This window comes from Rheinheimera mesophila (assembly GCF_000986865.1).
Classification (GTDB): domain Bacteria; phylum Pseudomonadota; class Gammaproteobacteria; order Enterobacterales; family Alteromonadaceae; genus Pararheinheimera; species Pararheinheimera mesophila.
Window position 1 is genome coordinate 1 of sequence record NZ_LAVS01000024.1, and the last position, 22,868, is coordinate 22,868.

The 22,868-nt window shown below is 47.7% G+C and carries 18 protein-coding genes; 8 read left to right on the top strand and 10 right to left on the bottom strand.

Features of this window, described 5'->3' with window-relative positions:
- From SD53_RS09780 to SD53_RS09790, 3 genes are all read right to left on the bottom strand, one after another.
- Positions 1-476: hypothetical protein (locus SD53_RS09780; RefSeq protein WP_046520063.1), on the bottom strand; the 476-nt coding region annotated here is incomplete at its 3' end.
- Positions 477-623: 147 nt separating this feature from the next.
- Positions 624-2,312: an NAD-dependent malic enzyme gene (locus tag SD53_RS09785; protein WP_046520064.1), complete on the bottom strand. Its 1,689-nt coding sequence runs from the start codon at positions 2,310-2,312 to the stop codon at positions 624-626.
- Positions 2,313-2,456: 144 nt separating this feature from the next.
- Positions 2,457-2,885: an Lrp/AsnC family transcriptional regulator gene (locus tag SD53_RS09790; protein ID WP_046520065.1), complete on the bottom strand. Its 429-nt coding sequence runs from the start codon at positions 2,883-2,885 to the stop codon at positions 2,457-2,459.
- 151 nt (positions 2,886-3,036) lie between these two features.
- Here SD53_RS09790 and SD53_RS09795 point away from each other — a divergent pair, with 151 nt between their 5' ends.
- The 4 genes from SD53_RS09795 (at position 3,037) to SD53_RS09810 (ending at position 7,737) form a co-directional block, all read left to right on the top strand.
- Positions 3,037-4,242 carry an aspartate aminotransferase family protein gene (locus tag SD53_RS09795; protein ID WP_046520066.1) on the top strand — a complete coding sequence of 402 codons (1,206 nt, stop codon included), beginning with the start codon at positions 3,037-3,039 and terminating at the stop codon, positions 4,240-4,242.
- Positions 4,243-4,336: 94 nt separating this feature from the next.
- A complete protein-coding gene (astA, locus tag SD53_RS09800; protein WP_046520067.1) occupies positions 4,337-5,368 on the top strand; it encodes an arginine N-succinyltransferase in 1,032 nt (343 codons plus the stop codon).
- A complete protein-coding gene (gene astD / locus SD53_RS09805) occupies positions 5,365-6,849 on the top strand; it encodes a succinylglutamate-semialdehyde dehydrogenase (RefSeq protein WP_106693145.1) in 1,485 nt (494 codons plus the stop codon). The genes astA and astD overlap by 4 nt, the downstream gene beginning before the upstream one ends.
- A gap of 84 nt (positions 6,850-6,933) precedes the next feature.
- The gene (locus tag SD53_RS09810) at positions 6,934-7,737 is read left to right on the top strand and encodes a DUF1338 domain-containing protein (RefSeq protein WP_046520068.1); all 804 of its coding nucleotides are present in this window, start codon (positions 6,934-6,936) and stop codon (positions 7,735-7,737) included.
- 4 nt (positions 7,738-7,741) lie between these two features.
- Here SD53_RS09810 and SD53_RS09815 read toward each other — a convergent pair whose 3' ends face one another.
- Together SD53_RS09815 and SD53_RS09820 are read right to left on the bottom strand one after the other, a co-directional pair.
- Positions 7,742-8,314 (bottom strand): dienelactone hydrolase family protein, encoded by a 573-nt coding sequence (locus tag SD53_RS09815; protein WP_052749338.1) that lies wholly within the window; start codon positions 8,312-8,314, stop codon positions 7,742-7,744.
- Between the two features lie 9 nt (positions 8,315-8,323).
- Positions 8,324-9,190, bottom strand: a complete 867-nt coding sequence (locus SD53_RS09820; protein WP_046520069.1) for an MBL fold metallo-hydrolase — start codon at positions 9,188-9,190, stop codon at positions 8,324-8,326.
- Positions 9,191-9,395: 205 nt separating this feature from the next.
- Between SD53_RS09820 and SD53_RS09825 the strand changes: the two genes are divergently transcribed.
- Positions 9,396-11,702, top strand: coding sequence for a methyl-accepting chemotaxis protein (locus SD53_RS09825; protein ID WP_046520070.1), 2,307 nt, complete (start codon positions 9,396-9,398; stop codon positions 11,700-11,702).
- Between the two features lie 63 nt (positions 11,703-11,765).
- Here SD53_RS09825 and SD53_RS09830 read toward each other — a convergent pair whose 3' ends face one another.
- The 3 genes from SD53_RS09830 to SD53_RS09840 all read right to left on the bottom strand — a co-directional run bounded on the left by SD53_RS09830 (position 11,766) and on the right by SD53_RS09840 (position 15,181).
- Positions 11,766-13,076 (bottom strand): hemolysin family protein, encoded by a 1,311-nt coding sequence (locus SD53_RS09830; RefSeq protein ID WP_046520071.1) that lies wholly within the window; start codon positions 13,074-13,076, stop codon positions 11,766-11,768.
- Positions 13,077-13,361: 285 nt separating this feature from the next.
- Complete coding sequence (gene htpX, locus SD53_RS09835) at positions 13,362-14,246, bottom strand: protease HtpX (RefSeq protein WP_046520072.1); 885 nt, start codon at positions 14,244-14,246, stop codon at positions 13,362-13,364.
- Between the two features lie 467 nt (positions 14,247-14,713).
- Positions 14,714-15,181 (bottom strand): Dps family protein, encoded by a 468-nt coding sequence (locus tag SD53_RS09840; RefSeq protein WP_046520073.1) that lies wholly within the window; start codon positions 15,179-15,181, stop codon positions 14,714-14,716.
- Positions 15,182-15,398: 217 nt separating this feature from the next.
- On the opposite strand from SD53_RS09840, the gene SD53_RS09845 reads away from it, so the two are divergent.
- The gene (locus SD53_RS09845) at positions 15,399-16,640 is read left to right on the top strand and encodes a cation:proton antiporter (RefSeq protein WP_046520096.1); all 1,242 of its coding nucleotides are present in this window, start codon (positions 15,399-15,401) and stop codon (positions 16,638-16,640) included.
- Positions 16,641-16,706: 66 nt separating this feature from the next.
- Here SD53_RS09845 and SD53_RS09850 read toward each other — a convergent pair whose 3' ends face one another.
- Positions 16,707-18,377: an ABC-F family ATPase gene (locus tag SD53_RS09850; RefSeq protein WP_366246852.1), complete on the bottom strand. Its 1,671-nt coding sequence runs from the start codon at positions 18,375-18,377 to the stop codon at positions 16,707-16,709.
- A gap of 101 nt (positions 18,378-18,478) precedes the next feature.
- Positions 18,479-19,387 carry a DMT family transporter gene (locus tag SD53_RS09855; RefSeq protein WP_046520074.1) on the bottom strand — a complete coding sequence of 303 codons (909 nt, stop codon included), beginning with the start codon at positions 19,385-19,387 and terminating at the stop codon, positions 18,479-18,481.
- Between the two features lie 122 nt (positions 19,388-19,509).
- Between SD53_RS09855 and SD53_RS09860 the strand changes: the two genes are divergently transcribed.
- Together SD53_RS09860 and SD53_RS09865 are read left to right on the top strand one after the other, a co-directional pair.
- Positions 19,510-20,949: an aminotransferase-like domain-containing protein gene (locus tag SD53_RS09860; protein WP_046520075.1), complete on the top strand. Its 1,440-nt coding sequence runs from the start codon at positions 19,510-19,512 to the stop codon at positions 20,947-20,949.
- A gap of 53 nt (positions 20,950-21,002) precedes the next feature.
- The gene (locus SD53_RS09865) at positions 21,003-22,865 is read left to right on the top strand and encodes a GNAT family N-acetyltransferase (protein ID WP_046520076.1); all 1,863 of its coding nucleotides are present in this window, start codon (positions 21,003-21,005) and stop codon (positions 22,863-22,865) included.
- The last annotated feature ends 3 nt before the right edge of the window (positions 22,866-22,868 follow it).

Consider the following 22,868-nt stretch of genomic DNA (forward strand, 5'->3'; position numbering starts at 1 on the left):
TTTTCCAGTAAGTCGCTAAAATCATCGGCTATCTCGCTGATTTCATTGCCTTTTTGCTCTAAAGCTGCAAAATGCGGTCTGTGGCGTTCAGTAATTTCGTGAATTTCCTCGGCTAATTTGTGCTGTTCTGCCATTTTCGCTTTATCGATACGAATACTGTGGTCATCTTCCTGATGCACAAGATCGGAAAGCTCAGCCATACGTTCGCTGTGTTGTTCCATTTCTGCTTCAAAAGCTTTCATGGGCAAATGTAATTGTTCCATTTCCAGTTCAACAGCTTCTAAGCGTTGGTATGCAGCAAACTCATCCGCAGTCATAGCGCGCTGCTGTATCACCTTGCAGTTTTTAATAAAAGCGACTTGCGCAGGTTTTGCAGTTGAATGAGCTGCTGCAGTATCAGCCTGAGCTGTACAGCCCAGAGTTACGGCCATAGCGGCAGATAATAAGGTGAAGGTTAATGATTGTTGGAATTTCATAACAGGCTCCTATGGTTTGGTTATAACTAAGTCGGAGCAGCAGAGAAAATAGTTGGAGGAAAAAAACGAAAAAAGTTGGTTTAATCGCTAAAATATTGATTAAACCAACTTTTTAGTTAGTTACTTTGCGTTCGACACGCAAAGAATTTAATGACCACTGACACGTTTGTATTGACGATATTCCGGGATCCAGAAATTACGCTCAATTTTTTGCTGCAGTTCTTCGTCACTGATTTCAAGCGCAAAACCTTGTTTTTGCGCAATTTTAGCCACTTCAAAGGCAATTTTCTTACTCAGTTCTGATAGTTCAGACAGAGCTGGTAGCAAGGATCCCTGCCCTGTATTGGCTAAAGGCGAAGCCGCAGCTAAAGTTTCGCTGGCAATACGTAACATATCATCGCTGATGCGACTGGCTTTGACTGCAACGACACCTAAACCAATACCCGGGAAGATGTAAGAGTTATTGCACTGAGCTATGTGGTAAGTCTGGCCTTTGTAAGTCACTGGTTTAAATGGACTACCTGTGGCGATAATCACCTTGCCTTCTGTCCACTTAATCACTTGTTCAGGCGTAGCCTCAACTTGCTTGGACGGGTTGCTTAACGGGAAAATAATTGGCAGTTCACAGTGCTTTTTCATCGCTGTGATCACTTGTTCAGTGAATAAACCTGGCTGACCAGACACACCAATTAAAATATCTGGCTTAGCGCAATTCATCACATCTAATAAAGAGGCATAATCTCCGCTGTAAGCCCAGTCAGCCAAATCGGATTTTTTCTGCATCAGCGCTTGCTGGAAATCACGTAAATCGGCCATGCCTTCAGTCAATAAGCCAAAACGGTCCACCATATAGACTTGTTTGCGGGCAGTGGCGTCATCCAGACCTTCGGTTTTCATTTGACTGATAATTTGCTCGGCAATACCACAGCCGGCTGAGCCTGCACCAACAAACACCACTTTTTGCGATGACAGTTTTACACCTTTGCTGCGACAAGCGGCCAACAATGAACCCACTGTCACAGCGGCTGTGCCCTGAATATCATCATTAAAACAGCAGTACTCATCACGGTAGCGTTTTAAAATAGGCATCGCATTCGGCTGAGCGAAATCTTCAAACTGTACCAAAGCTTCTGGCCAGCGGCGTTTCACCGCTTTCATAAACTGGTCGATAAAAGCATTGTACTCTTCGCCGGTAATACGCTTGTGTTTAGAGCCCATGTACACAGGGTCATTTAGCAGCTTTTCGTTATTGGTGCCTACATCCAGCATCACAGGTAAGGTATAAGCCGGGCTGATACCACCGCAGGCTGTATATAAAGATAACTTACCGATAGATATACCCATACCGCCCACGCCCTGGTCACCTAAACCCAGTACACGTTCACCGTCTGTGACGACTATAACTTTTACTTTTTTCTTGGTGACGCTGCGCAGTATGTCATCCATATGCTCACGTTCGCTGTAGGAGACAAAAATACCACGGGCGCTGCGGTAAATAGCGGAGAAACGCTCACAGGCGTCCCCTACTGTTGGCGTATAAATCACCGGGATCATTTCTTCCAGATGCTCTTTCACCAGACGATAAAACAAAGTTTCGTTTTTATCATGAATCGCACGCAGGTAAATATGTTTGTTGATTGGCTCAGCAAAGCTGGAGTACTGCATATAGGCACGGGCCAGTTGCTGTTCAATAGTTTCATAGCGTGGAGGCAATAAACCAATCAGGTTGAAGGCAATACGTTCTTCTTTGGTAAAAGCGCTGCCTTTATTTAATAACGGAGTTTCTAATAAAGCTGGACCTGCGTAAGAGGTATAAAGAGGTTGTTTTGTACTCATGGAGATCTCTCGAGACTAGCCTGATGGCTCAACTGCGCCCGATCATAACAGGTCTGACTGGGGCAGCAACCTCACAAGGGGTAAAGTGTTGTTAAATGACGATCATTTGATGCTGGTCAGACCTGAAAGTGCTGATTTGAGGCGTTATCTTTTGAATTTAGTCTCCAAAATCACCGAGGAGTTGGTACGCTCTACCCCATCCAGATTACCAATTTCATCCAGAATATGACTTAACTGCTCGGTGCTTTGTGCCTGGACTACCGCTATCAGGTCATACTCGCCACTGATTGCATACAATTCCGAGATCTGGCTTATTTGCTTTAGTTCAACGTTAGTTTTAGTCGTCAGCTTTTGTCGTACTTTAATAGCGACATGAGCCGACACTAACTGGCTTAAAAAGGCACTACCATATTCCAGCACATAGCCTTTCACCACCCCGCTTTGCTCCAGTTTCTGCAATCGATTCTGTACTGTACTGCGCGAGACGTTTAAGGCTCTGGCTAAATCAGAAATGCTAGCCCTGGCATTGCGCCTGAGCATACCCAGCAGTTTTTCATCCTCAGAACTTATCATTTTGCTCAATCACCTTATCAAAACGTCAGAATTAACTGGAATATTGTTAATAATGCTACTGCATATTGGTAAGTCTGGCCAATATAATACTTGAGATTTCTTCTTTTCCCTGGTCGCAGGGGCGTCAACACAGCATATAGGTAAAATAACAATGCAAGTCAGCAGATCTTTATTTGATGAAGTCATGGTCCCTAACTACGCTCCATCTGCAGTGATCCCAGTCAAAGGTATTGGCTCCAGAGTCTGGGACCAAAACGGTCGTGAGTTTATCGACTTTGCTGGTGGTATAGCCGTGAACTGTTTAGGTCACTGTCATCCTGCATTAGTCAGCGCATTAAAAGATCAGGCGGACAAGTTATGGCATTTATCCAACGTCATGACCAACGAACCAGCTTTGATACTGGCGCAAAAACTAGTCAACGCCACTTTTGCTGAAAAGGTCTATTTTGCTAACTCAGGCGCTGAAGCCAATGAAGCGGCGTTGAAACTGGCGCGTCGCTGGGCTAAAAATGAGTTTGGTGAGCATAAAACCCAAATTATTGCCTTTAAACAAGGTTTCCACGGTCGTACTTTCTTTACCGTGACCGTAGGCGGCCAACCGGCTTATTCAGACGGTTTCGGTCCTAAACCTGCCGACATAGTGCACGCCGAATACAATAATCTGGCAAGCCTCGAAGCGCTGATTTCCGACACCACTTGTGCTGTGATGTTAGAACCTCTGCAAGGTGAAGGCGGTATCATCACCCCAACCCCGGAATTTATCCAGGGTGTAGCGGCTTTATGTAAAAAGCATAATGCGCTGATGATTTTTGATGAAGTGCAATCTGGTGTGGGCCGCACAGGCCACTTGTACGCCTACATGGGGCTGGGTGTAGTACCGGACATTCTGACCACAGCTAAAGCTTTAGGTGGTGGTTTCCCAATAGGTGCTATGTTGACTACCACGGCCATCGCTAAGCATTTAGTGGTGGGTACGCACGGCTCTACCTATGGCGGTAACCCACTGGCTTGTGCCGTAGGCATTGCCGCTTTTGATACAGTCAACACGCCTGAAGTGTTAAACGGTGTGAAACAGCGCGAGCAGTTATTCCGTGATGGCTTGCATGCCATTAATGCCAAATACGATGTGTTCAGCGAAATTCGTGGTCAGGGTCTGTTAATAGGCGCAGCACTGAATGAAAGGTATCAGGGCAAAGCCCGTGATTTTATGCTCGCTGCAGCAGACGAAGGCTTAATGATGTTAGTGGCGGGTTATAGCGTGATTCGTATGACGCCTTCCCTGATTATTCCAGAGGCCGACATTGCTGAGGGTTTTAAACGTCTTGATAAAGCAATCGCAAAGCTTGCGCAGGCCTGAGGCTAACCCAGTAGGTTCCATCAAAGGGAATGACAGGGAGTTCGCTGAGCTCCCTGCTGTTATTCAATAGCTACACTGCAGGAATAGAGAATTTATGTTGTTGATCCGTCCTATCCGACAATCGGATTACCCTGTCCTGATGCAAATTGCCATTGAATCAGGCGCTGGTTTTACCTCTTTGCCGGTCAATGAGCAAAAGTTGCAGGCAAAAATTGCCCGTTCTGAGCAAAGCTTTGCAACGAATGTTGAGGCGATGGGCGATCAGGGCTACCTGTTTGTATTGGAAGATACCAGTACAGGCGAAATTGTCGGCACCTCTGGTATTGAGGCCTCAGTGGGTCTGGAGACCCCTTTGTATCACTTCCATAAAAGCACAGTGGTACACCACTCTAAAGAGCTGGATGTATTTAAACAAGTTGAAGTGCTGACCATGTGTAACGACTACACCGGAGTTTCTGAGATTTGTACGCTGTTTTTGCGTGAGCCTTATCGCCAGGGCCTAAATGGCCGTTTTTTGTCTAAAGTACGATTTTTGTTTATGGCCGAACATCCAAAACGGTTTTCCAACATGGTGATTGCAGAAATGCGTGGTGTGGCTGACGAAACAGGTTTACCGCCGTTCTGGAAATGGCTGCAGTCGTATTTTTTCAGCATCGACTTCCCTACCGCCGATTACATGATTGGTGTGGGTAACAAAGGTTTTATTGCCGATTTGATGCCACGTCATCCGATTTACGTCAGTTTACTGCCAGAATCTGCCCAGCAGGTGATAGGCGAAGTGCATGAAAATACCAAACCTGCGCTGGCACTTTTGGAAAATGAAGGGTTTTTCCACCGCGGTTATGTCGACTTGTTTGACGGTGGCCCCACCGTAGAATGTCAGCTCAGACAAATTAAATCGGTGCGCAACAGCCATAAAGTCAAAGTGCTGGTCGCGCCTGTTGAAGGTGCCGCCACACTGTCCATTTGTAATACCCAGACAGCGAATTTCCGTGCTGTGTTTAGCCGGAATGCCGCGCTAAATGACAACCATGAACTGGTGATCAGCCCTGAATTAGCAGAAGCCTTGCTGGTTAGCAATGGTGATTTTGTGCGTTACCTCTCCTTAGAAAAGGCAGTGAAATGAACGAAGTGAATACAAAAGCTGCGGTGCAGTTTATCCAAGGTCAATGGCAAGCTGGTTTGGGTTTAGCCTTTGAGTCCATCAACCCGGCGACGGGCCAGGCCATTTGGCAAGGTCATAGTGCTGATGAAACTCAGGTACATCAGGCTTTACTCTTTGCACGCCAGGCGTTTTATCGCTGGTCGGCGTGCACCTTGAGCGAACGGTTGAACGTTGTTGAAAAATTTGCTGCTTTGCTGCAAGAAAACGCTGAAACTATGGCTCGTATTATTGCCGAAGAAACTGGCAAAGCCTTATGGGAAAGCCGCACCGAAGTGGCGGCCATGACGGGTAAAATTGCCATCTCCAAACGGGCCTATGAAGAACGCACCGGCACAGTAGAAAATTCTATGCCGGGCGCTAAAGCCTTTATCCGCCATAAACCTCATGGTGTAGTGGCCGTATTTGGTCCTTATAACTTCCCGGGCCATTTGCCAAACGGCCATATAGTTCCGGCTTTGATTGCAGGTAATGTGGTGGTATTTAAGCCATCTGAACTGACACCTAAAGTGGCTGAATACACAGTGCAGTTATGGCAGCAAGCGGGTTTACCTGCTGGCGTATTAACTTTGTTGCAAGGTGAAGTAACGACAGGCAAAGCTCTGGCGGCGCATCCAGAATTGGATGGTTTATTTTTCACCGGCAGCTCTGGGACAGGGCATTATTTGCATCAACAGTTTGCCGGTCAGCCGGGTAAAATTTTAGCACTGGAAATGGGTGGTAATAACCCGTTGATTATCAAAGACGTGGCTAATGTTAAAGCGGCTGTGCATGACATCATTCAGTCCGCTTTTATCAGCTCTGGTCAGCGCTGCACCTGCGCCCGCCGCTTGTTTGTGCCCAACACCGCCAATGGTGATGCGATTTTGGCAGAGCTGGTCACTGCAACGAAAAACATTAAAGTGGCCGATCCATTTGCTGCTGAACAACCTTTCTACGGTGCTATGATTTCTGCCAAAGCGGCACAAGGCATGGCCAAAGCTCAGCAACAATTGCTGGATTTGGGCGCAAAAATTTTAGTTGAACTGACATTGCCTCAAGCCGATGGCGCTTATGTCACACCTGGTATTCTGGACGTGACAGGTGTGACCGGTATTCCGGATGAAGAACATTTTGGCCCGCTGTTAAAAGTCTATCGATACGATGATTTTGAGCAGGCGATCCAGGAAGCCAATAACACCAAATACGGTTTATCTGCTGGCTTACTGGCCGATGCGGCTGAAGATTATCAGCTATTCTTCCAGCGTATTCGCGCCGGCATAGTGAATTGGAACAAGCCTATTACCGGGGCCTCCAGTGCTGCACCTTTTGGTGGTATTGGTGCCAGCGGCAATCACAGAGCCAGTGCCTATTATGCGGCCGATTACTGTGCTTACCCTGTGTCTTCGGTAGAAGCTGAGCACGTGGTATTGCCAGCAACATTAAGCCCGGGTTTAGTGCTATAAAGCTGAACCAGATCAATACAATAAGCCGGTATAGTCATTACACTTGCCGGTGAGAATACCCTAATCAACAGAGCAGGACTCGTTATGCATACTGATGTGAAAGAACTGTTTAACCAACTGTGGGCGAACTACCTGGAAGTGACCCCTTCGGCGAAAAAAATTCATGCCATTTTAGGCTCGTCCCAACAAGACGATGTGATCAACGACCATATCGCACTTCGTACTTTTAACATTGAAAAAGTTGGCCTGGATAAACTGGCGGCTCACCTGCTCGCATTGGGCTACACCGAAGGTGGCGAATACCATTTTGAAGCCAAGAAACTCTATGCCAAACACTTTGAGCATAAAGACCCAACACTACCGAAAGTTTTTATCTCTGAATTGCTGTTGGAAAAGTGCTCTGAAAAGCTGCAAAGCATAGTGCGTTCATTGGTTGATCAAATTCCTGCAGACGCGGTGACAGCAGATAACTTCCTCTACTCAGGTCGGCACTGGACTATTGATCAGCAAAGTTATGAAACCTTGCTGGCCGAAAGTGAGTATGCGGCCTGGATGTCGGTCTGGGGCTATCGTGCCAACCACTTCACCGTTAGCGTCAATGCGCTGAAGAACTATGAGACCTTAGAGGCGGTGAATCAGGCGCTGAAGGATGCTGGTTTCCCACTGAATACCTCAGGTGGCGAAATCAAAGGCACACCTGAAGTTTTACTGGAACAGTCGTCGACCTTAGCAGACGAAGCACCGGTGCACTTTACCGATGGGACTCGCACTATTCCAAGCTGCTTCTACGAGTTTGCCCGTCGTTACCCTATGGCCAACGGCCAGCTCTACAGCGGTTTTGTTGCCGCATCTGCGGATAAAATTTTTGAAAGCACCAACGTGCGTTAATCACTCAGGTAAGCGTCAACGTCTCAAGGCCGGATAAATATCCGGCCTTTATTTTTTGCCAAAACTGCGCTGCTGCCTCTGGCCTGTATCCCTGAGATAACGGGTTCATAAAACCATGAGGATAAGATACAAGATTTTGTTTTAAATAGGGTTTATCTGATAGTTTTTGCATAAGTTCCGGCACGGAAAAATGTGTTTCTTCGGCAAAAATCAACTCTGTTGGATAAAGCGGTTGCAGCTCGGTCAGGTGACGGATTTGCCCGCCATAAAAACCCAGACAATGTTTTATCGGCAGATCCTCAGTTACCAGATTTGCCCAACAGGCCGCAGCTCCGGCACTAAAACCCAGTAAAAACACGGGCTGACTCAGCATTTGCAGTAGGTCCGCCAACTTATTGCAATAGGCTTCAAAGCCGCCATGCGCTAAAAAATACTGATAAGCTTCAGCATCATCGACAAACACAGGGGGCTGATGATCGTAAGGTTGCAAACAACCATACTCCAGAGTCAGCAGGTCAAACTGTCTGAGCATCTCTGGCTGAGTACCAAAAATATCAGTCACAATAAGCAGTTGCATCTTTCGCTCTTATCGAAACAGATTCACAGGTAGCTTTAAATACACAGTGCCGTTGTCTTCCGCTGGCGGAAACTGCCCTGCCCGCACATTCACCTGCACTGAAGGTAAGATCAGCTTAGGCATACTCAGAGTTTTGTCTCTGGCTGTGCGCATAGTCACAAATTGCTGTTCGCTGATGCCGTGTTTTAAATGAATGTTCTGCGTCTTTTGCGCCGCTATTGTGGTTTCACAGACAAACTGATCCCGGCCCGCTGCTTTGTAGTCATGACATAAAAACATCCGGGTGTGATCCGGCAGTTGATACAACTTTTGCACTGACTGATACAGGGTTGCCGCATCACCGCCCGGAAAATCACAGCGGGCTGAGCCATAATCCGGCATAAACAAGGTATCTCCGACAAAGACTGCATCCCCTATGCAGTAACTGACACAAGCTGGCGTATGCCCCGGAGTATGCAAAACGGAACAGCGGATGGTGCCGAGCATAAACTGTTCGCCATCGGCAAACAATTTGTCAAAAGCCGAACCGTCTGTTTTTAAATCTTTGAGGTTAAAGACTTGACTAAAAAGCTGCTGGACTTCGGTAATACGGGCACCGATACCGATCCGGCCTCCCACCTGCTGTTTCAGATAAGGAGCCGCAGACAGATGATCGGCATGCACGTGAGTTTCCAGCAACCACTGCACTGTCAGGTTGTGCTGTTTCACCATGGCGATAATCTGATCGGCAGAACTGGTACTGGTGCAGCCGGAGGCCGAATCAAAATCTAACACCGGATCAATCACTGCCGCCTCTTTACTCAGCGGATCCCAAACCAAATAACTGTACGTAAAACTTTGAGGTTCAAAAAACGCCTGGATCACAGACTGCTGCATACGTCACCGCGACTCGTCGACTGGTTGGATAATGGCTTATCTTAGCAAAGCTTTTTCATTCCATAAAGGCATAAGCTTATTACATAAAAACTATGTAAAGACTGTTAATTCAGCATCCACAGCCATAGCGCCCGAATTGTCATAATTTTGCAATCAACCAACTCTACTCTGCCTGTGCCTGAAACCTAGTGGAGATAGCTGTTGTATGAATATCGCCAGAAAATTGACCGTTGGCGCCGGAGTGCTGACCATTATGGCAGTGATCTTATCTGCCAGCACCAGCGGATTATTAGCTTTAAAAGACAGCTCGGATGCTGTGCATCAGAGTGCAGAGCAACAGTTTCAGGCATTGGCCGCAAGTCGCCATACCATGCTGCAAACCCAGCTCGACAGTCAGCAGCAACTGCTGAGCGTTCTGGCCCATAACAGGCTGACGCAAGAAGCCATTTATAGCTTTAAAAACCCCTTTGTCTCCTACCGCTACGAAGTCTCGGCACCTGATCTGAATAGTCTGAAACAACAAATGGGTGACTGGTATACAAAGCACTATCAGCCTTATGTTCGGACTCAGGCAGCAGGCTTGTCGGTGAACACCAGCCAATGGCTGGAGAAATCGAAATTCGAAAGCTTATTGCTGCAAAAATTCTATGTCGCTGAAAATCCTCAGCCTTTGGGTAAGCAACAACTACTGGAGGATCGCGGTGATGGCTCAGTCTATGGCCAGCAGCATAAAAAGTATCATAGTAGCTTCAAACAAATAGTGGATCGTTATGGCTTTCAGGATTTACTGCTGGTAGACGCCAATAGCCTGGATGTATTGTACAACGTCAATAAAGGCCCGGTATTTGCCAGTAATTTACAAAACGGCGCCTTTGCTGATACAGAACTGGCAAAGTTAGCCAAAAGCTTACAGCAAAAACCGAAAGCGGGTTTGCAGATCTCGGCCATCCGCGCTTTTGAAGGATATTTTCAGCAACAAGTGCTGTTTTTTGGTGTGCCCGTGTTTCATCCAAATAACGTTGATACTCCGGTAGGTTTCTTAATAGCTCAGTACCCTGTCAGTCGTTTCACTGATTTGATGACTGGAAATCAAAACTGGCAGGATTTAGGCTTAGGCCAGAGCGGTGATCTGTATCTGGTGGATCAACAGCAAACACTGGTGACTGAATTACGGCCTTATTTAACAGATAAAGCGAATTTCATCACAGAGTATCCGCAGTTTAAGGCTGGACCTTATGGTTTAGGGGGGCACGCGACCCTGCAGTTGCCGCAGATTAAACAGGCATTAGCAGGAAAATCAGGAGTAGCGGAGGCTGAGGATTATCGCGGTATCGCCTCACTGCTCAGTTGGCGCCCGCTGCAGATAGGTCAGCAGCACTATGCCTTGATAGTGCAGCAAGATCTGTCGGAGAGTATGGCGGCTGTCAGCACTATCCGTACCAATCTGATCCTCAGTACTCTGGTCGCTGTAGTGATATTGGCTGTACTGGTTGTGATCCTGGTGTATGTATTAGCCCGGCGTTTCGCCAAACCTATGCAGATCTTGCACCAGGGTATTGAACAGTCGGCAAAGTCTCACGATTTATCCGCCCGTTTTGATTTAACCACTCAGGATGAATTGGCAGATATAGGGGCAGCGCTGAATACGTTATTTGGATCCTTCGGCGCACTGGTCTCCAGACTGATCAGCACCTCAGAGCAAAGCGCTTCTGCGGCGACGCAAAACTTACAGATCAGCCTGGAATGCAAAAGCTCCGCCATGCAGCAAGGCACTGCCATCAGCCATTTACAGCAACAATCCCAACAACTGGATCTGCAGTTACAGCAATCGGCACAACAGTTACGTAGTAGCGCCAGTCAGGCTACCTATGCGAATCAGCGGGCGGATGCCGGTTTTCAGGCGGTGGATCAGGTGGCAAGCTCCATGCGTCATCTGGCCGAACAGGTCAGCTCCTCCAGCCACAGTATGGAAGAGCTGCGCTCCGCCGCTACTGCTATAGTTACTGTACTGGACACTATTCAGGGGATCTCGGAGCAAACCAATCTTCTGGCACTGAATGCGGCTATTGAAGCGGCGCGGGCTGGCGAACATGGCCGTGGTTTTGCGGTCGTCGCGGATGAAGTACGACGTTTATCAGGCAGTACCCGTCAGGCGACCATGGAAATTCAACAGATGTTGAACCGACTGATGACCACAGTAGATGAAACAGCCCTGGACTTAGCCAAAGAGCGTCAAAGCGCCGAACTTTGTGTCACAGGCTCAGAGCAGGCACTGCACGCCTTAACCGAGATTAAACAGTTGATTGCACAGGTCAGCGACGCCACATCTGGTATCGCCTGCGCCAGTGAACAACAGGTCCAGCAAAACCAGCAAATGCGCGACGAATTGAGTGCAGTGCAGGCGTTGGCCGCCCATACCGAGCAAGCCATGACGGAGCTTCACTTTACCGCAAAACAGCAAGAGCAACTGGCTACTGAGTTATTACAAAACGCCAAAGCGTTCAAGGTCTGAATGAACAAAACAACATAAAACAACAAAGCCCCAGTCTGGGGCTTTGTTACTTCAAGATAGGTATTAATCCTGCAATTCGTCTTCAGATTCCTCGTAAGGGATCTTTTGTGCCAACACTTTGTCCACCCTTTTGCCATCCATATCGACGATTTCTAATCGCCAGCCGGCGATTTCAACCAGATCAGCCGTTTGTGGAATTCGGCCCAGTTCATACATCAGCAGACCATTCAGGGTTTGATAGCGCCCTTCCTCCTCGTCCTGCAGTTTTCTGATATCAAGCGCATCTTTTAAATCAATAATCGGAATTAAACCGTCCAACAACAAAGAGCCATCCTGACGACGGATCACCATCTGATCCTCTTCGTCATCCTGGGCAAACTCACCGGTTAATGCATCCATCATATCCTGTAAAGTCACCATACCTTTCAGATCGCCATATTCGTCCACCACAAACACCATTTGCGAACCACTGCTTCGAAAATGCTCCAGCAGCTCCATACCAGACAAACTATCCGGTACGTAGTTACAGGGTTTGACTAAAGACGCGATATGAATTTCTTTACCTGAGATTGATTGTGCCAACAGTTGTTTGGCCGATACTACCCCTACGATATCGTCAACGTTGTTACGGCAGACCGGAAAACGGGAATGTGGCGCCTGCATCACCACCCGTAAGTTATCCTCCAGCGACTCACTGACATCTAGAAATACAATGTCAGAGCGTGGCACCATTAACGAAGAAATTGAGCGCTCGTCCAGCCGGAACACATTCTTCACCATAGCGTGTTCGTTATGTTCAATGACACCAGCAGAGGAGCCTTCTTGTAGCATCGCCTGGATATCTTCGTGTGTGACATTGTCCTCCATCTGATGGTTAAAGCCCAATGCGCGCATCAGACTATGGGTCGACCCCGATAACATCCAGACAAAAGGTTTAGTGGCAATAGCCAGCACCGTCATAGGCTTTGACACCAGACAGGCAATAGTTTCGGCGCTGATCTGACCAATACGTTTAGGCACCAGCTCGCCGATGACGATGGACACATAAGTCACAATAATGACCACCAGTACGGTCGACACCACACTGCTGATCTCGGCTGACATGCCAAAACTCTGCATCCAGAGCGATAAAGGCTCTGCCAGGATAGATTCACCAAAAATACCATTTAGAATACCAATAGAGGTGATACCGATTTGAACCGTGGACAAAAACTGAGTGGGGTCTTCCGCAAGTTTTAATGCCGCTTTGGCTGTGCTGCTGCCGCTGTGTGCCATTGCCGTTAAGCGGGATTTCCGCGCTGTGACAATAGCTATTTCTGACATTGCAAATAAGCCATTGAGCACAATCAAACCCACAAGAATAAAAATTTCCATAAATTCGTATTTAAACTCCGCTTGTTTGATGAATACAGCCTACATCCTGTAGCTGTGTATGAAGTGGGTAGAGTATCCGGCGCTGCGGTCTGGCGCAGACGAGACGGATATCAGACTTATCTTAGTGATTTAACTACTGCAGTAAAACAACTTTTTCTCTGGCTTGGTCAAAACAGCAGCAGAAACTGTCGGACAAAAAACAAAACGGCCCTGCAGTACACCACAGAGCCGCTTTGCCGAACAGAAAATAAGCTGGGCATTTCAGCCTTCGAGTCAGCCCTCGAGTCAGCCTTCGAAAGAACGGCTTTGTAATGCCGCAATACGTTTTTCCAGTGGCGGATGGCTCATAAAAAGCTCTGAAGCCGCTGGTTTAGTGGCTAAACCAAAGGCAGTCATCGAACCTTGCAACTGACTTTCATGGTTGCCTTTTAAGCGTTGCAATGCAGCCACCATACTGGCTGAGCCTACTAAACGGGCTGCACCGGCGTCGGCTTTGTATTCGCGCTGACGGGAAAACCACATCACGATCATGCTTGCCAGTACCCCAAAAATCATTTCCAGTACAAACACGGTGATCATGTAACTCAAACCGCCGCCCTGACTCTCTTCTTCGTCATTGGAGCGAAAAAAGTTATCGATGATGCCGGCTACAACACGGGCAAAGAAAATCACAAAGGTGTTCACAACCCCCTGGATCAGCGTCAAGGTCACCATATCGCCGTTAGCAACGTGGGACACTTCATGAGCTAATACGGCTTCCGCTTCCTGTTGTGTCATCGCGTGCAGCAAACCTGTACTGACCGCCACTAAGGCATTATTACGGCTCATACCTGTGGCAAACGCATTGATTTCCGGTGAGTCGTAAATTGCCACTTCCGGCATGGCAATACCCGCTTGTTTTGCCTGACGCTGCACTGTATTGACCAGCCAGTGTTCTGTTGCATTAGCAGGTTCAGTGATAACCACAGCACCGGTCGAGCGTTTCGCCATCCACTTGGACATGGCTAAGGAGATAAAAGAGCCACCAAAACCAAATACAGCCGCGAATATCAGCAAGCCACCCATACTACGGTTATCAATACCAAAGACTTTAAACACAATACTTAAAACGATACTCAGCACTAACATCACAGCTAAGTTGGTGATTAAAAATAGCACTATACGTTTCATAACGACCTCTGTAATTCTGGAAACCTACTAAGTTCTATACCTAAGTAATTTGAAGTTGCAGCGAGGCGACAAGCCAGTGAGCGCCCGGGAGCATAGGTCACCTATGTGACCGGGCCGAGTGGCGTAGTCAACAAAGCTGCAGCTTCAAGTACGACGGTATAAACGCCTGTTGCTAAAAAAGCCCCTGTTTCATTGCTGTAACAGGGGCAAAGGGCGGATTATTTACCACAACAAGTACGTATTGGTTCTGCCCAACCCGATAGTGCTTAGCGCTTCTTATCGGGTTATTCAGGGAACAGCGCCATCATAAGCCGGACAAATATATAAGGTAAAATCGAATATAACTTCTAAATTGGAAGTTTATAGCTGATATATATCGCGTATTCACACAACAACAGAGTAATAAAAAAGCCTGTCGGGTTTCCCCAACAGGCTTATAACGCCGACCTTTGATACTAAGGTATAAACTAACCTAACAAACTTCTTAGCATCCAGGCATTTTTCTCATGCACCTGCATACGCTGGGTTAATAAATCCAGAGTGGGTTCGTCTGACGCTTTATCTGCTACAGGCACAATAGAACGGGCAGTTTTTGCTAAAGCTTCCTGACCTTTGACCAGATCTTTAATCATCTCCTGAGCAGCAGGAATGCCATCGGCTTCTTTAATGCTGGTCAGTTTGGCGAATTCTTTATAGGAACCTGGTGCAAATTCACCTAAAGCACGAATACGCTCAGCAATTAAGTCCACCGCCAGCGCCAGTTCAGTGTATTGAGTTTCAAACAGCACATGCAATGTCTGAAACATCGGGCCTGTGACGTTCCAATGATAGTTATGAGTCTTCAGGTACAGAGTGTAAGTGTCGGCCAATAAAGTCGCCAGGCCATGGGCTATGGCTTTACGATCCTCGTCTTCAATTCCAATATTAATTTTCATAAGAAACTCCGTGTTGCGGCAAAGAATTCAAATACCCTATCACAATTCAGACAAGGCGCTCAAATATCCGTAGGTATAAGCTGATATAGATCAATGGGATTGAAGATAAGATAAAACAAGGGGCGGTTCCGATAGTCTTGGTTTTGTCACACTACGCCAGTTACAATGCCTGCTTTAAATCCTTATTTTTGGTTTGCCGGAGAGTGTTGTGGAAGCTATGCCAGCAGGTGTCAGCGCCTTTTTCATCCAGTTATTAGTGATATTGGCTGTCGCCCGCATAGTAGGATGGCTGGCTATTCAGATCGGTCAACCGCGCGTCGTGGGTGAAATGATCGCCGGTATTTTATTAGGTCCAACCTTATTTGGTGCGCTCGCGCCAGAACTTCAACAGCAGTTATTCTCTGCTGATCAGCGGCCTTTCTTATCTTTCGGTGCTCAGGTCGGTATTGGTCTTTATATGTTTTTAGTCGGTCTTGAGTTTGACACCAGCATGTTTAAAAGCCGGGCCCGCAGCGCTGTGGCGATTTCAGCCTCTGGTATAGTGGTGCCTTTTGTGATGGCCTGTCTATTGGCCAGTTGGTTATTGAGTTATGGCGGCTTGTTTGCCGATAATCTGAGCTGGGCTGAAGCCACCTTATTTCTGGGCGCCTCTATTTCTATTACCGCTTTTCCGATGTTGGCCCGGGTGATCCAGGAGCAAGGGTTAGCCAATAGTAAATTAGGTACTCTGGTATTAGCCGCTGGCGCTATTGACGATGTGGCCGCCTGGTGTCTGATGGCATTATTGTTAGCCAGCTTTGGTGGCGATGGCAGCTTATTTTACAAAGCCGTGATAGGCGCCGTGGTATTTGCCTTTATTATGCTGAAATGGGTGCGTCAACATGCCGCTCAGTTGGAAAGTTGGTACCAACGCGAACAACGTATTAGTCCCCGCCTCTTTCTGGTGATTTTGGTGTTATGGGTCGTCAGTGTCAGCACCACAGAATGGATAGGTTTGCATGCCGTCTTCGGCGGCTTTTTATTGGGGGTGGTGATGCCCCGCGGTTTATTGGCCGAACATTTAATTAAACGGCTGCAACCTTTGGTACTGATTGGTTTGGTGCCGCTGTTTTTTACTGTGTCTGGTTTAAAAACCGATCTGTCAGTTCTGGCACAAGGCACCTTGTGGCAAATTGCCTTGGCTGTGATAACCGCTTCTATTTTTGCTAAGGCTGTGGCCTGTTATCTGGCGGCCCGCTTTTGTGGCGAAAACCACCCTATGGCGCTGGCTGTCGGTATTCTGATGAATGCCCGTGGCATGATGGAACTGATTTTATTGAATATCGCCTTGCAAAATGGCGTGATTAAAGCAGATTTATTCTCTGTGCTGGTACTGATGACCATAGTGACCACTATGATGGCGACGCCGCTTTTTAACTACCTGCAAAGACGCACTTCGTTCCGTAGTCAGTTGGATTAACCCGCTTTTCATTCAGTGACAAAAAAGCCGGCAAACTTGCCGGCTTTCTTCAATAAACACCATGCTTTACGAACGAGCCGCTAATTCAGCTTGTTGCACTAAATACTCATCATAAGTACCAACGAAGTTACGTACACCTTTATCGGTCAGTTCCACGATACGGGTTGCCAAAGAGGAGACAAACTCCCGGTCATGGCTGACGAACAACAACGTGCCTTTGTACATTTCCAGCGCCATGTTTAACGATTCAATAGACTCCATATCCAGGTGGTTGGTCGGTTCGTCCATCACCAGAATATTGGGCCGTTGCAGCATCAGCTTACCGAATAACATCCGACCTTTCTCACCACCGGATAACACCCGTGTTGGCTTGCTGATTTCATCCTGAGAGAACAATAAGCGACCTAAAATTCCACGAATCGCCTGCTCGTCGTCAGACGGCTGTTTCCACTGACTCATCCAGTCGAACAGCGTCATGTCTCTTTTCTCGTCCGCGAACTCGTATTCGTGATCCTGAGCGTAATAACCAATATTGACGTTTTCAGACCATTTGACGATACCGGATTCTGGCGCTACGTCACCGACCAGACATTTTAAGAAGGTCGATTTACCTATACCGTTGGTACCAAGAATGGCCACTTTTTCACCTACTTCAATCGTCAGGTCAAGGTTTTTCAGCACATGTAAATCGTCAAAGCTCTTGTTTAACCCGTTCACTTCCAGGGCTAAACGATAGAGCTGTTTCTGCTGTTCAAACCGAATAAATGGATTGACCCGGCTGGAGGCTTTGACTTCAGCTAACTGAATTTTATCAATTTGTTTGGCACGGGATGTCGCCTGACGCGCTTTTGAAGCGTTGGCAGAGAAACGGCTGACGAAAGTTTGCAGCTCAGCTATCTGAGCTTTTTTCTTGGCGTTATCGGCCAGCAGACGTTCACGAGCCTGGGTCGCTGCCGTCATGTATTCATCGTAGTTACCAGGGTAAACACGCAATTCGCCGTAATCTAAGTCAGCCATATGAGTACAAACGCTGTTTAAGAAGTGGCGGTCGTGCGAAATAATAACCATGGTGCTGTTGCGTTCCGCCAGCACTTCTTCCAACCAGCGAATCGTATTGATATCTAAGTTGTTGGTCGGTTCGTCCAGTAACATAATTTCAGGGTCAGCAAATAAAACCTGAGCCAATAACACCCGCAGTTTCCAGCCCGGCGCTATCGCAGACATAGGACCAAAATGCTGTTCAACCGGAATACCCACACCTATTAACAATTCACCGGCACGGGATTCAGCGCTGTAACCGTCCATTTCGCCAAAAGCCACTTCTAAATCGGCCACCCGCATACCGTCTTCTTCGCTCATATTTGGATCAGCGTAGATACGGTCACGTTCTTCTTTTACAGCCCAAAGCTCAGCGTGGCCCATGATCACTGTATCAATGACACTGTATTGCTCAAAAGCAAACTGATCCTGATGCAGCTTGGCGACACGATGGTTAGGTTCAACAAAAATGTTACCGCCACTTGGCTCTAACTCTTTGCTGAGGATCTTCATAAAAGTTGATTTACCGCAGCCGTTGGCGCCAATTAAACCATAGCGGTTGCCGTCGCCGAATTTAACGGAGATATTTTCAAAAAGCGGCTTAGCGCCAAATTGCATCGTAATATTTGCGGTAGAAATCACAGTGTTTTTGATCCAACAAAGAGTCATATATAAGCCTTGCTGACAACTCAATGTCATCAGCAAGGCCCCAAAAATAGCGCGCTACTATACGCTTTTTCCTCATCAAACTCAAAGTATCTCTGTGTTCTATGAAGCTTTTAGTGTTGGTAACCTAAGAGCTATCCAAAACGCCGACCCAAAGCTATACAGGCCACCACAGCCAAAGCCAATAGCCAGTGGAGCCACTGCAAAGGTTCTGCCAGTAACAGCGCAGACAAAGCCAGACCACTAAAAGGCGATAAAAGCTGTAACTGGCTGACTTTGGCAATGCCACCTATCGCCAATCCTTTGTACCAACAAAAGAAGCCGATAAACATGGTAAAAACAGATAAATAGCCCAGCGCCAGCCAGGACTGCAGCGACACGGCGGCATAATCCGGCTGATAAGCCCAGACCCAGGGCAGCAGCACTGGAATAGACATCACCAGCGCCCAGCAGATCACCTGCCAACTGCCAAGCTCTTTGGATAAAATAGCCCCTTTGGCATAACTAAAACCGCATAAAAAACTCGCTAACACCAGATAACCATCAGCGAGCTGAAAAGGGCCAGTGCTGTGTTGTAACGCATAAAGCGCAACACACAAAGCCCCCAGCAGTGCAAACAGCCAAAAGCCTATACGTGGCCATTGTTTAGTTAAGTAAGCGCCAAAAAAGGCAGTAAAAAGTGGCATCACACTGGTGACCAGAATGCCGTGGCTGGCACCGACCTGCTGCAAGGCCAAAGCAGATAATACCGGATAGGCAAACACCGAGCCCAAGGCCACTAAAGCCAAACCCCGCCATTGTGACAGCGTCGGTAATGTTTGCCGTGTAACGAGCAGTAACAGCAAAGCTAAAAGCGCAGCTATTAACGCCCTGCCCGCACCGACAAAAACCGGTGGCATATCCAGCACCGCCATCCGGGTGGCGGGTAAACCTGCGGAGAACATCAGCATGCCTAAACCACCAAACCACAAGCCCTGCACCAGTGGTTTTTGCCAAAATGGGAAGCGGATTGGATCCCCGGATAATGCAGAAACAACAGACATGGCAGATACTCCCTGAAACTGGCTGGACAGTCAGCCAACTTCAGTTAGTATACAAAGTTAAATACCATGACAATCAGGACAGTTAGCGCTAAAAGCAACTGAACTGTACAGGTGAAAATTCCATGACAATTGCAGTCACTCAGTGGCAGCTGGATAAAGCCAGCAAAGAAAGTTTCAGCAGTCAGCTTTATCTGCAGGCGCAGCAGGCTATTCAATCCGGCCGCTGGGTTGCAGGGGCGCGACTGCCCTCGATCCGGCTTTTAGCGGCACATTTAGAGATCAGTAAATTTACTGTGTCAGAACTGTATGAAAAGCTTGCTGCCGCTGGTTTTGTCCGCTCTCAGCCCGGTAGCGGGGTTTATGTCAGCCGGTTAACCGAACAACAGCAACAACTGGAATCCAGCGCCAGTCAAAGCAGCAGACAGCAGGATGTGGCCCTGATGCGCCAGACCTTGCTACGTGAACCTCATTGGATCAAAGCATCCGCGGGCTGGCTGTCGCCGGATTGGATGCCGGATCAGGAGATACGCCAGGCGATGCGCGATTTAGCACGCCAGCCGCAATCCTTAACAGACTATGGCCCGGCTCAGGGCTATTTCCCCTTACGTCAGTATTTTGCTCAGCGTTTATCACAGTTGTCCATCACGACTGAACCCGCGCATATACTGCTCACCTACAGTGCCTCACATGCTTTGGATTTAATCTTTCGTTTGTATCTCAAACCCGGCGATTGGGTGATGGTGGATGATCCGGGTTTTTATAACTTTTTTGCCTTGTTGCGTTTGCATCAGGTGCAATTGCTGGTGGTGCCACGCACCAAACAAGGACCGGATTTGGCTGTGATGCAGCAACTGGTGCAACAGTACCAGCCCAAAGCTTATTTAACCAATTCGGTGCTGTCGAACCCTGTGTCGTTAAGCATCCATCCGGCCCGTGCTTTTGCCGTATTACAATTGTTGCAACAGCATCAGTGCCTGTTGATTGAAGATGATATTTACGCCGACTTTGAAACCCAGCCGGTCTCGCGTTACGCTTCGATGGCCGGGTTTCAGCCGAACAATGGCTTTGAAACCATCTATTTAGGCAGTATGTCGAAAACTTTATCCGCCGATCTACGGGTAGGTTTTATTGCTGCAGCACCTGCTACTATTGCCGCTCTGACCGACTTAAAACTCATTAGTGGTATATCGACCTCCAATACCATGGAGCGTCTGGTGTATGCGCTGTTAACAGGTGGTGGTTATCGTCGTCATCTTGAGCAGTTAAAGCGGCGCCTGCAGCAGGCCCGTAGTCTGGTGTTTTCGAAATTAAAACAACTGGATTGTCAGTTATGGGCTGAACCATCGGCAGGTTTTTTATGTTGGGTCAAACTGCCACAAGGAGTTAGTAGCAGCGTGTTGTCTGAGCGTTTGCAGCAACGTCAGGTAGTACTGGCGCCGGGTTCACAGTTCAGCACCCTGCCAGATGCAGATCTGTACACTAGGCTGAATGTGGCGCAATGTCTGGATCAGGAGTTTTGGCAAATACTGGAAGAAGAATTACGCCAGCTAAAATCGACTTAAGTCGCACTGACAAATCCGTTGTATTCTGACATGGTAAAGAAAAAGGATGCGGTATGGCCAAAACATCAGAGAAATCACCGGCAAAGTCACTGGACTGGAGTACGTTATTGCAATCCGGCAATCGTATTTTTATTGGCTCGCATGCCGCAGCACCACAAGCCTTACTGGCCGATTTAATGGCTCGTTGTAAAAACCTGCACGATATAGAGCTGGTGCAACTGATGGTGCTGGCGGATAACTGCTGGGCCGAACAACGTTACAGTGATTTATTTAAAATTAATGCACTATTTATTGCCGGTGACAAAGTCCGCAGCGCGGTGGCAGAAGGCCGTGCCGACTATACCCCCTGTTTTTTATCTGAAGTACCGGCGCTGTTTAAAAACGAAATTCTGCCGTTAGATGCCGCTTTAGTGATGGTGAGTCCACCTGATGCGTTTGGTTATTGCTCTTTGGGCGTGTCTGTTGATGCAGTTTCAGCCGCTGTGCGTTCAGCCAAAAAGGTGATAGCGCAAATTAACCCAAAGATGCCGCGCACCAATGGTTATACCTTTATCCATCAAAGCCAAATTCATGCCTTTATCGAACAGGCCGAAGATTTGCCTGAATTGCCAGCGCCCAAACTGGATGAAGTGACAGAGCGTATTGGCCAGTATGTGTCGATGCTGATTGAAGACGGCGCTACCCTGCAGTTGGGGATCGGCAAAATTCCGGAGGCCGTTTTACGATATTTGGGCAACCACAAAGATTTAGGGGTGCATTCTGAAGTCATTTCAGACGGCGTGATGGAGCTTATCACCAAAGGCGTGATTAATAACCGAAAGAAAACCTTTCACCCCGGCAAAACCGTCACCAGTTTTTGTATGGGTAGCAAAGCCTTATATGACTTTGTTGATGGCAACCCTCATGTTGAGTTTTACCCCAGCGAATATGTCAATTCGCCCACCAATATAGCCCGTAACGATGCGATGATCGCCATTAACAGCGCCATTGAAGTGGATCTAACGGGTCAGGTGGTGTCGGACTCTATTGGACACAAATTTTACAGCGGCATTGGCGGTCAGGTGGATTTCAGCCGTGGTGCCTCGATGAGTAAAGGTGGCAAACCTATTATTGCCCTGCCGTCCACGGCGAAAAACGGCACTGTCTCACGTATAGTCGCCACTATCACTGAAGGCGGAGGTGTAGTCACCTCCCGTGGCCATGTGCATTATGTGGTCACAGAGTTTGGGGTTGCGTCTTTACGCGGTAAAAGTATCCGTGAACGCGCGCTGGAGCTGATACGGGTCGCCCATCCAAAGTTTCGTAAACAACTGCTGGATGAAGTCCGCACCCATTATTGGGTGCCGCATTATCAAAAAGATTACCCCAAAGATGTGGTGGAGCTAGGTAAAGTTGGGGTCAAAACCTTAACCATAGCCGGCGAACAGTTTGATTTAAGGGCTTTAAACCCGGCGGATGAACGCAGGTTGCAGGAGTTTTTTTACTCTCATACCAAAGAAACCTTGCTGCTGCGCTACAACCACCATCCCAAGCAAATGAGCAGGGAAAAATCCTGTACTTTGGTCAGTGTCGATCAGTCGCGCGATTTAGCACTTTGTATTGTCAAACAACAAGGCTCAGTGTTAGAAATTCAGGCGGTAGGCCGCTATTACCTGAATGAAACCGACAATAGCGCTGAGGTGGCTTTTGTCACCCGCGAGCGGCATCATGGCAAAGGTATGGCCAAACGGCTGCTGGAAGAAATGATTAAAATTGCCCGGATGCGTGAACTCAACCGGATGTTGGCTTATGTGCGGGCCGACAATAAGCCAATGCAAAAAGTGTTTGAAAAAGCCGGCTTTAAGCGTATTGCCAGCGGCGATCCGGATGAAGTCTATTTAGAACTGCCATTAAAGGCTGTTGAACCAGAGAAGTAGTCA

Coding starts and splice junctions, on each gene's coding strand:
- SD53_RS09785 (WP_046520064.1), bottom strand. CDS start 2,312: ATGAGTACAAAACAACCTCTTTATACCTCTTACGCAGGTCCAGCTTTA.
- SD53_RS09790 (WP_046520065.1), bottom strand. CDS start 2,885: ATGATAAGTTCTGAGGATGAAAAACTGCTGGGTATGCTCAGGCGCAAT.
- SD53_RS09795 (WP_046520066.1), top strand. CDS start 3,037: ATGCAAGTCAGCAGATCTTTATTTGATGAAGTCATGGTCCCTAACTAC.
- astA (WP_046520067.1), top strand. CDS start 4,337: ATGTTGTTGATCCGTCCTATCCGACAATCGGATTACCCTGTCCTGATG.
- astD (WP_106693145.1), top strand. CDS start 5,365: ATGAACGAAGTGAATACAAAAGCTGCGGTGCAGTTTATCCAAGGTCAA.
- SD53_RS09810 (WP_046520068.1), top strand. CDS start 6,934: ATGCATACTGATGTGAAAGAACTGTTTAACCAACTGTGGGCGAACTAC.
- SD53_RS09815 (WP_052749338.1), bottom strand. CDS start 8,314: ATGCAACTGCTTATTGTGACTGATATTTTTGGTACTCAGCCAGAGATG.
- SD53_RS09820 (WP_046520069.1), bottom strand. CDS start 9,190: ATGCAGCAGTCTGTGATCCAGGCGTTTTTTGAACCTCAAAGTTTTACG.
- SD53_RS09825 (WP_046520070.1), top strand. CDS start 9,396: ATGAATATCGCCAGAAAATTGACCGTTGGCGCCGGAGTGCTGACCATT.
- SD53_RS09830 (WP_046520071.1), bottom strand. CDS start 13,076: ATGGAAATTTTTATTCTTGTGGGTTTGATTGTGCTCAATGGCTTATTT.
- htpX (WP_046520072.1), bottom strand. CDS start 14,246: ATGAAACGTATAGTGCTATTTTTAATCACCAACTTAGCTGTGATGTTA.
- SD53_RS09840 (WP_046520073.1), bottom strand. CDS start 15,181: ATGAAAATTAATATTGGAATTGAAGACGAGGATCGTAAAGCCATAGCC.
- SD53_RS09845 (WP_046520096.1), top strand. CDS start 15,399: ATGCCAGCAGGTGTCAGCGCCTTTTTCATCCAGTTATTAGTGATATTG.
- SD53_RS09850 (WP_366246852.1), bottom strand. CDS start 18,377: ATGACATTGAGTTGTCAGCAAGGCTTATATATGACTCTTTGTTGGATC.
- SD53_RS09855 (WP_046520074.1), bottom strand. CDS start 19,387: ATGTCTGTTGTTTCTGCATTATCCGGGGATCCAATCCGCTTCCCATTT.
- SD53_RS09860 (WP_046520075.1), top strand. CDS start 19,510: ATGACAATTGCAGTCACTCAGTGGCAGCTGGATAAAGCCAGCAAAGAA.
- SD53_RS09865 (WP_046520076.1), top strand. CDS start 21,003: ATGGCCAAAACATCAGAGAAATCACCGGCAAAGTCACTGGACTGGAGT.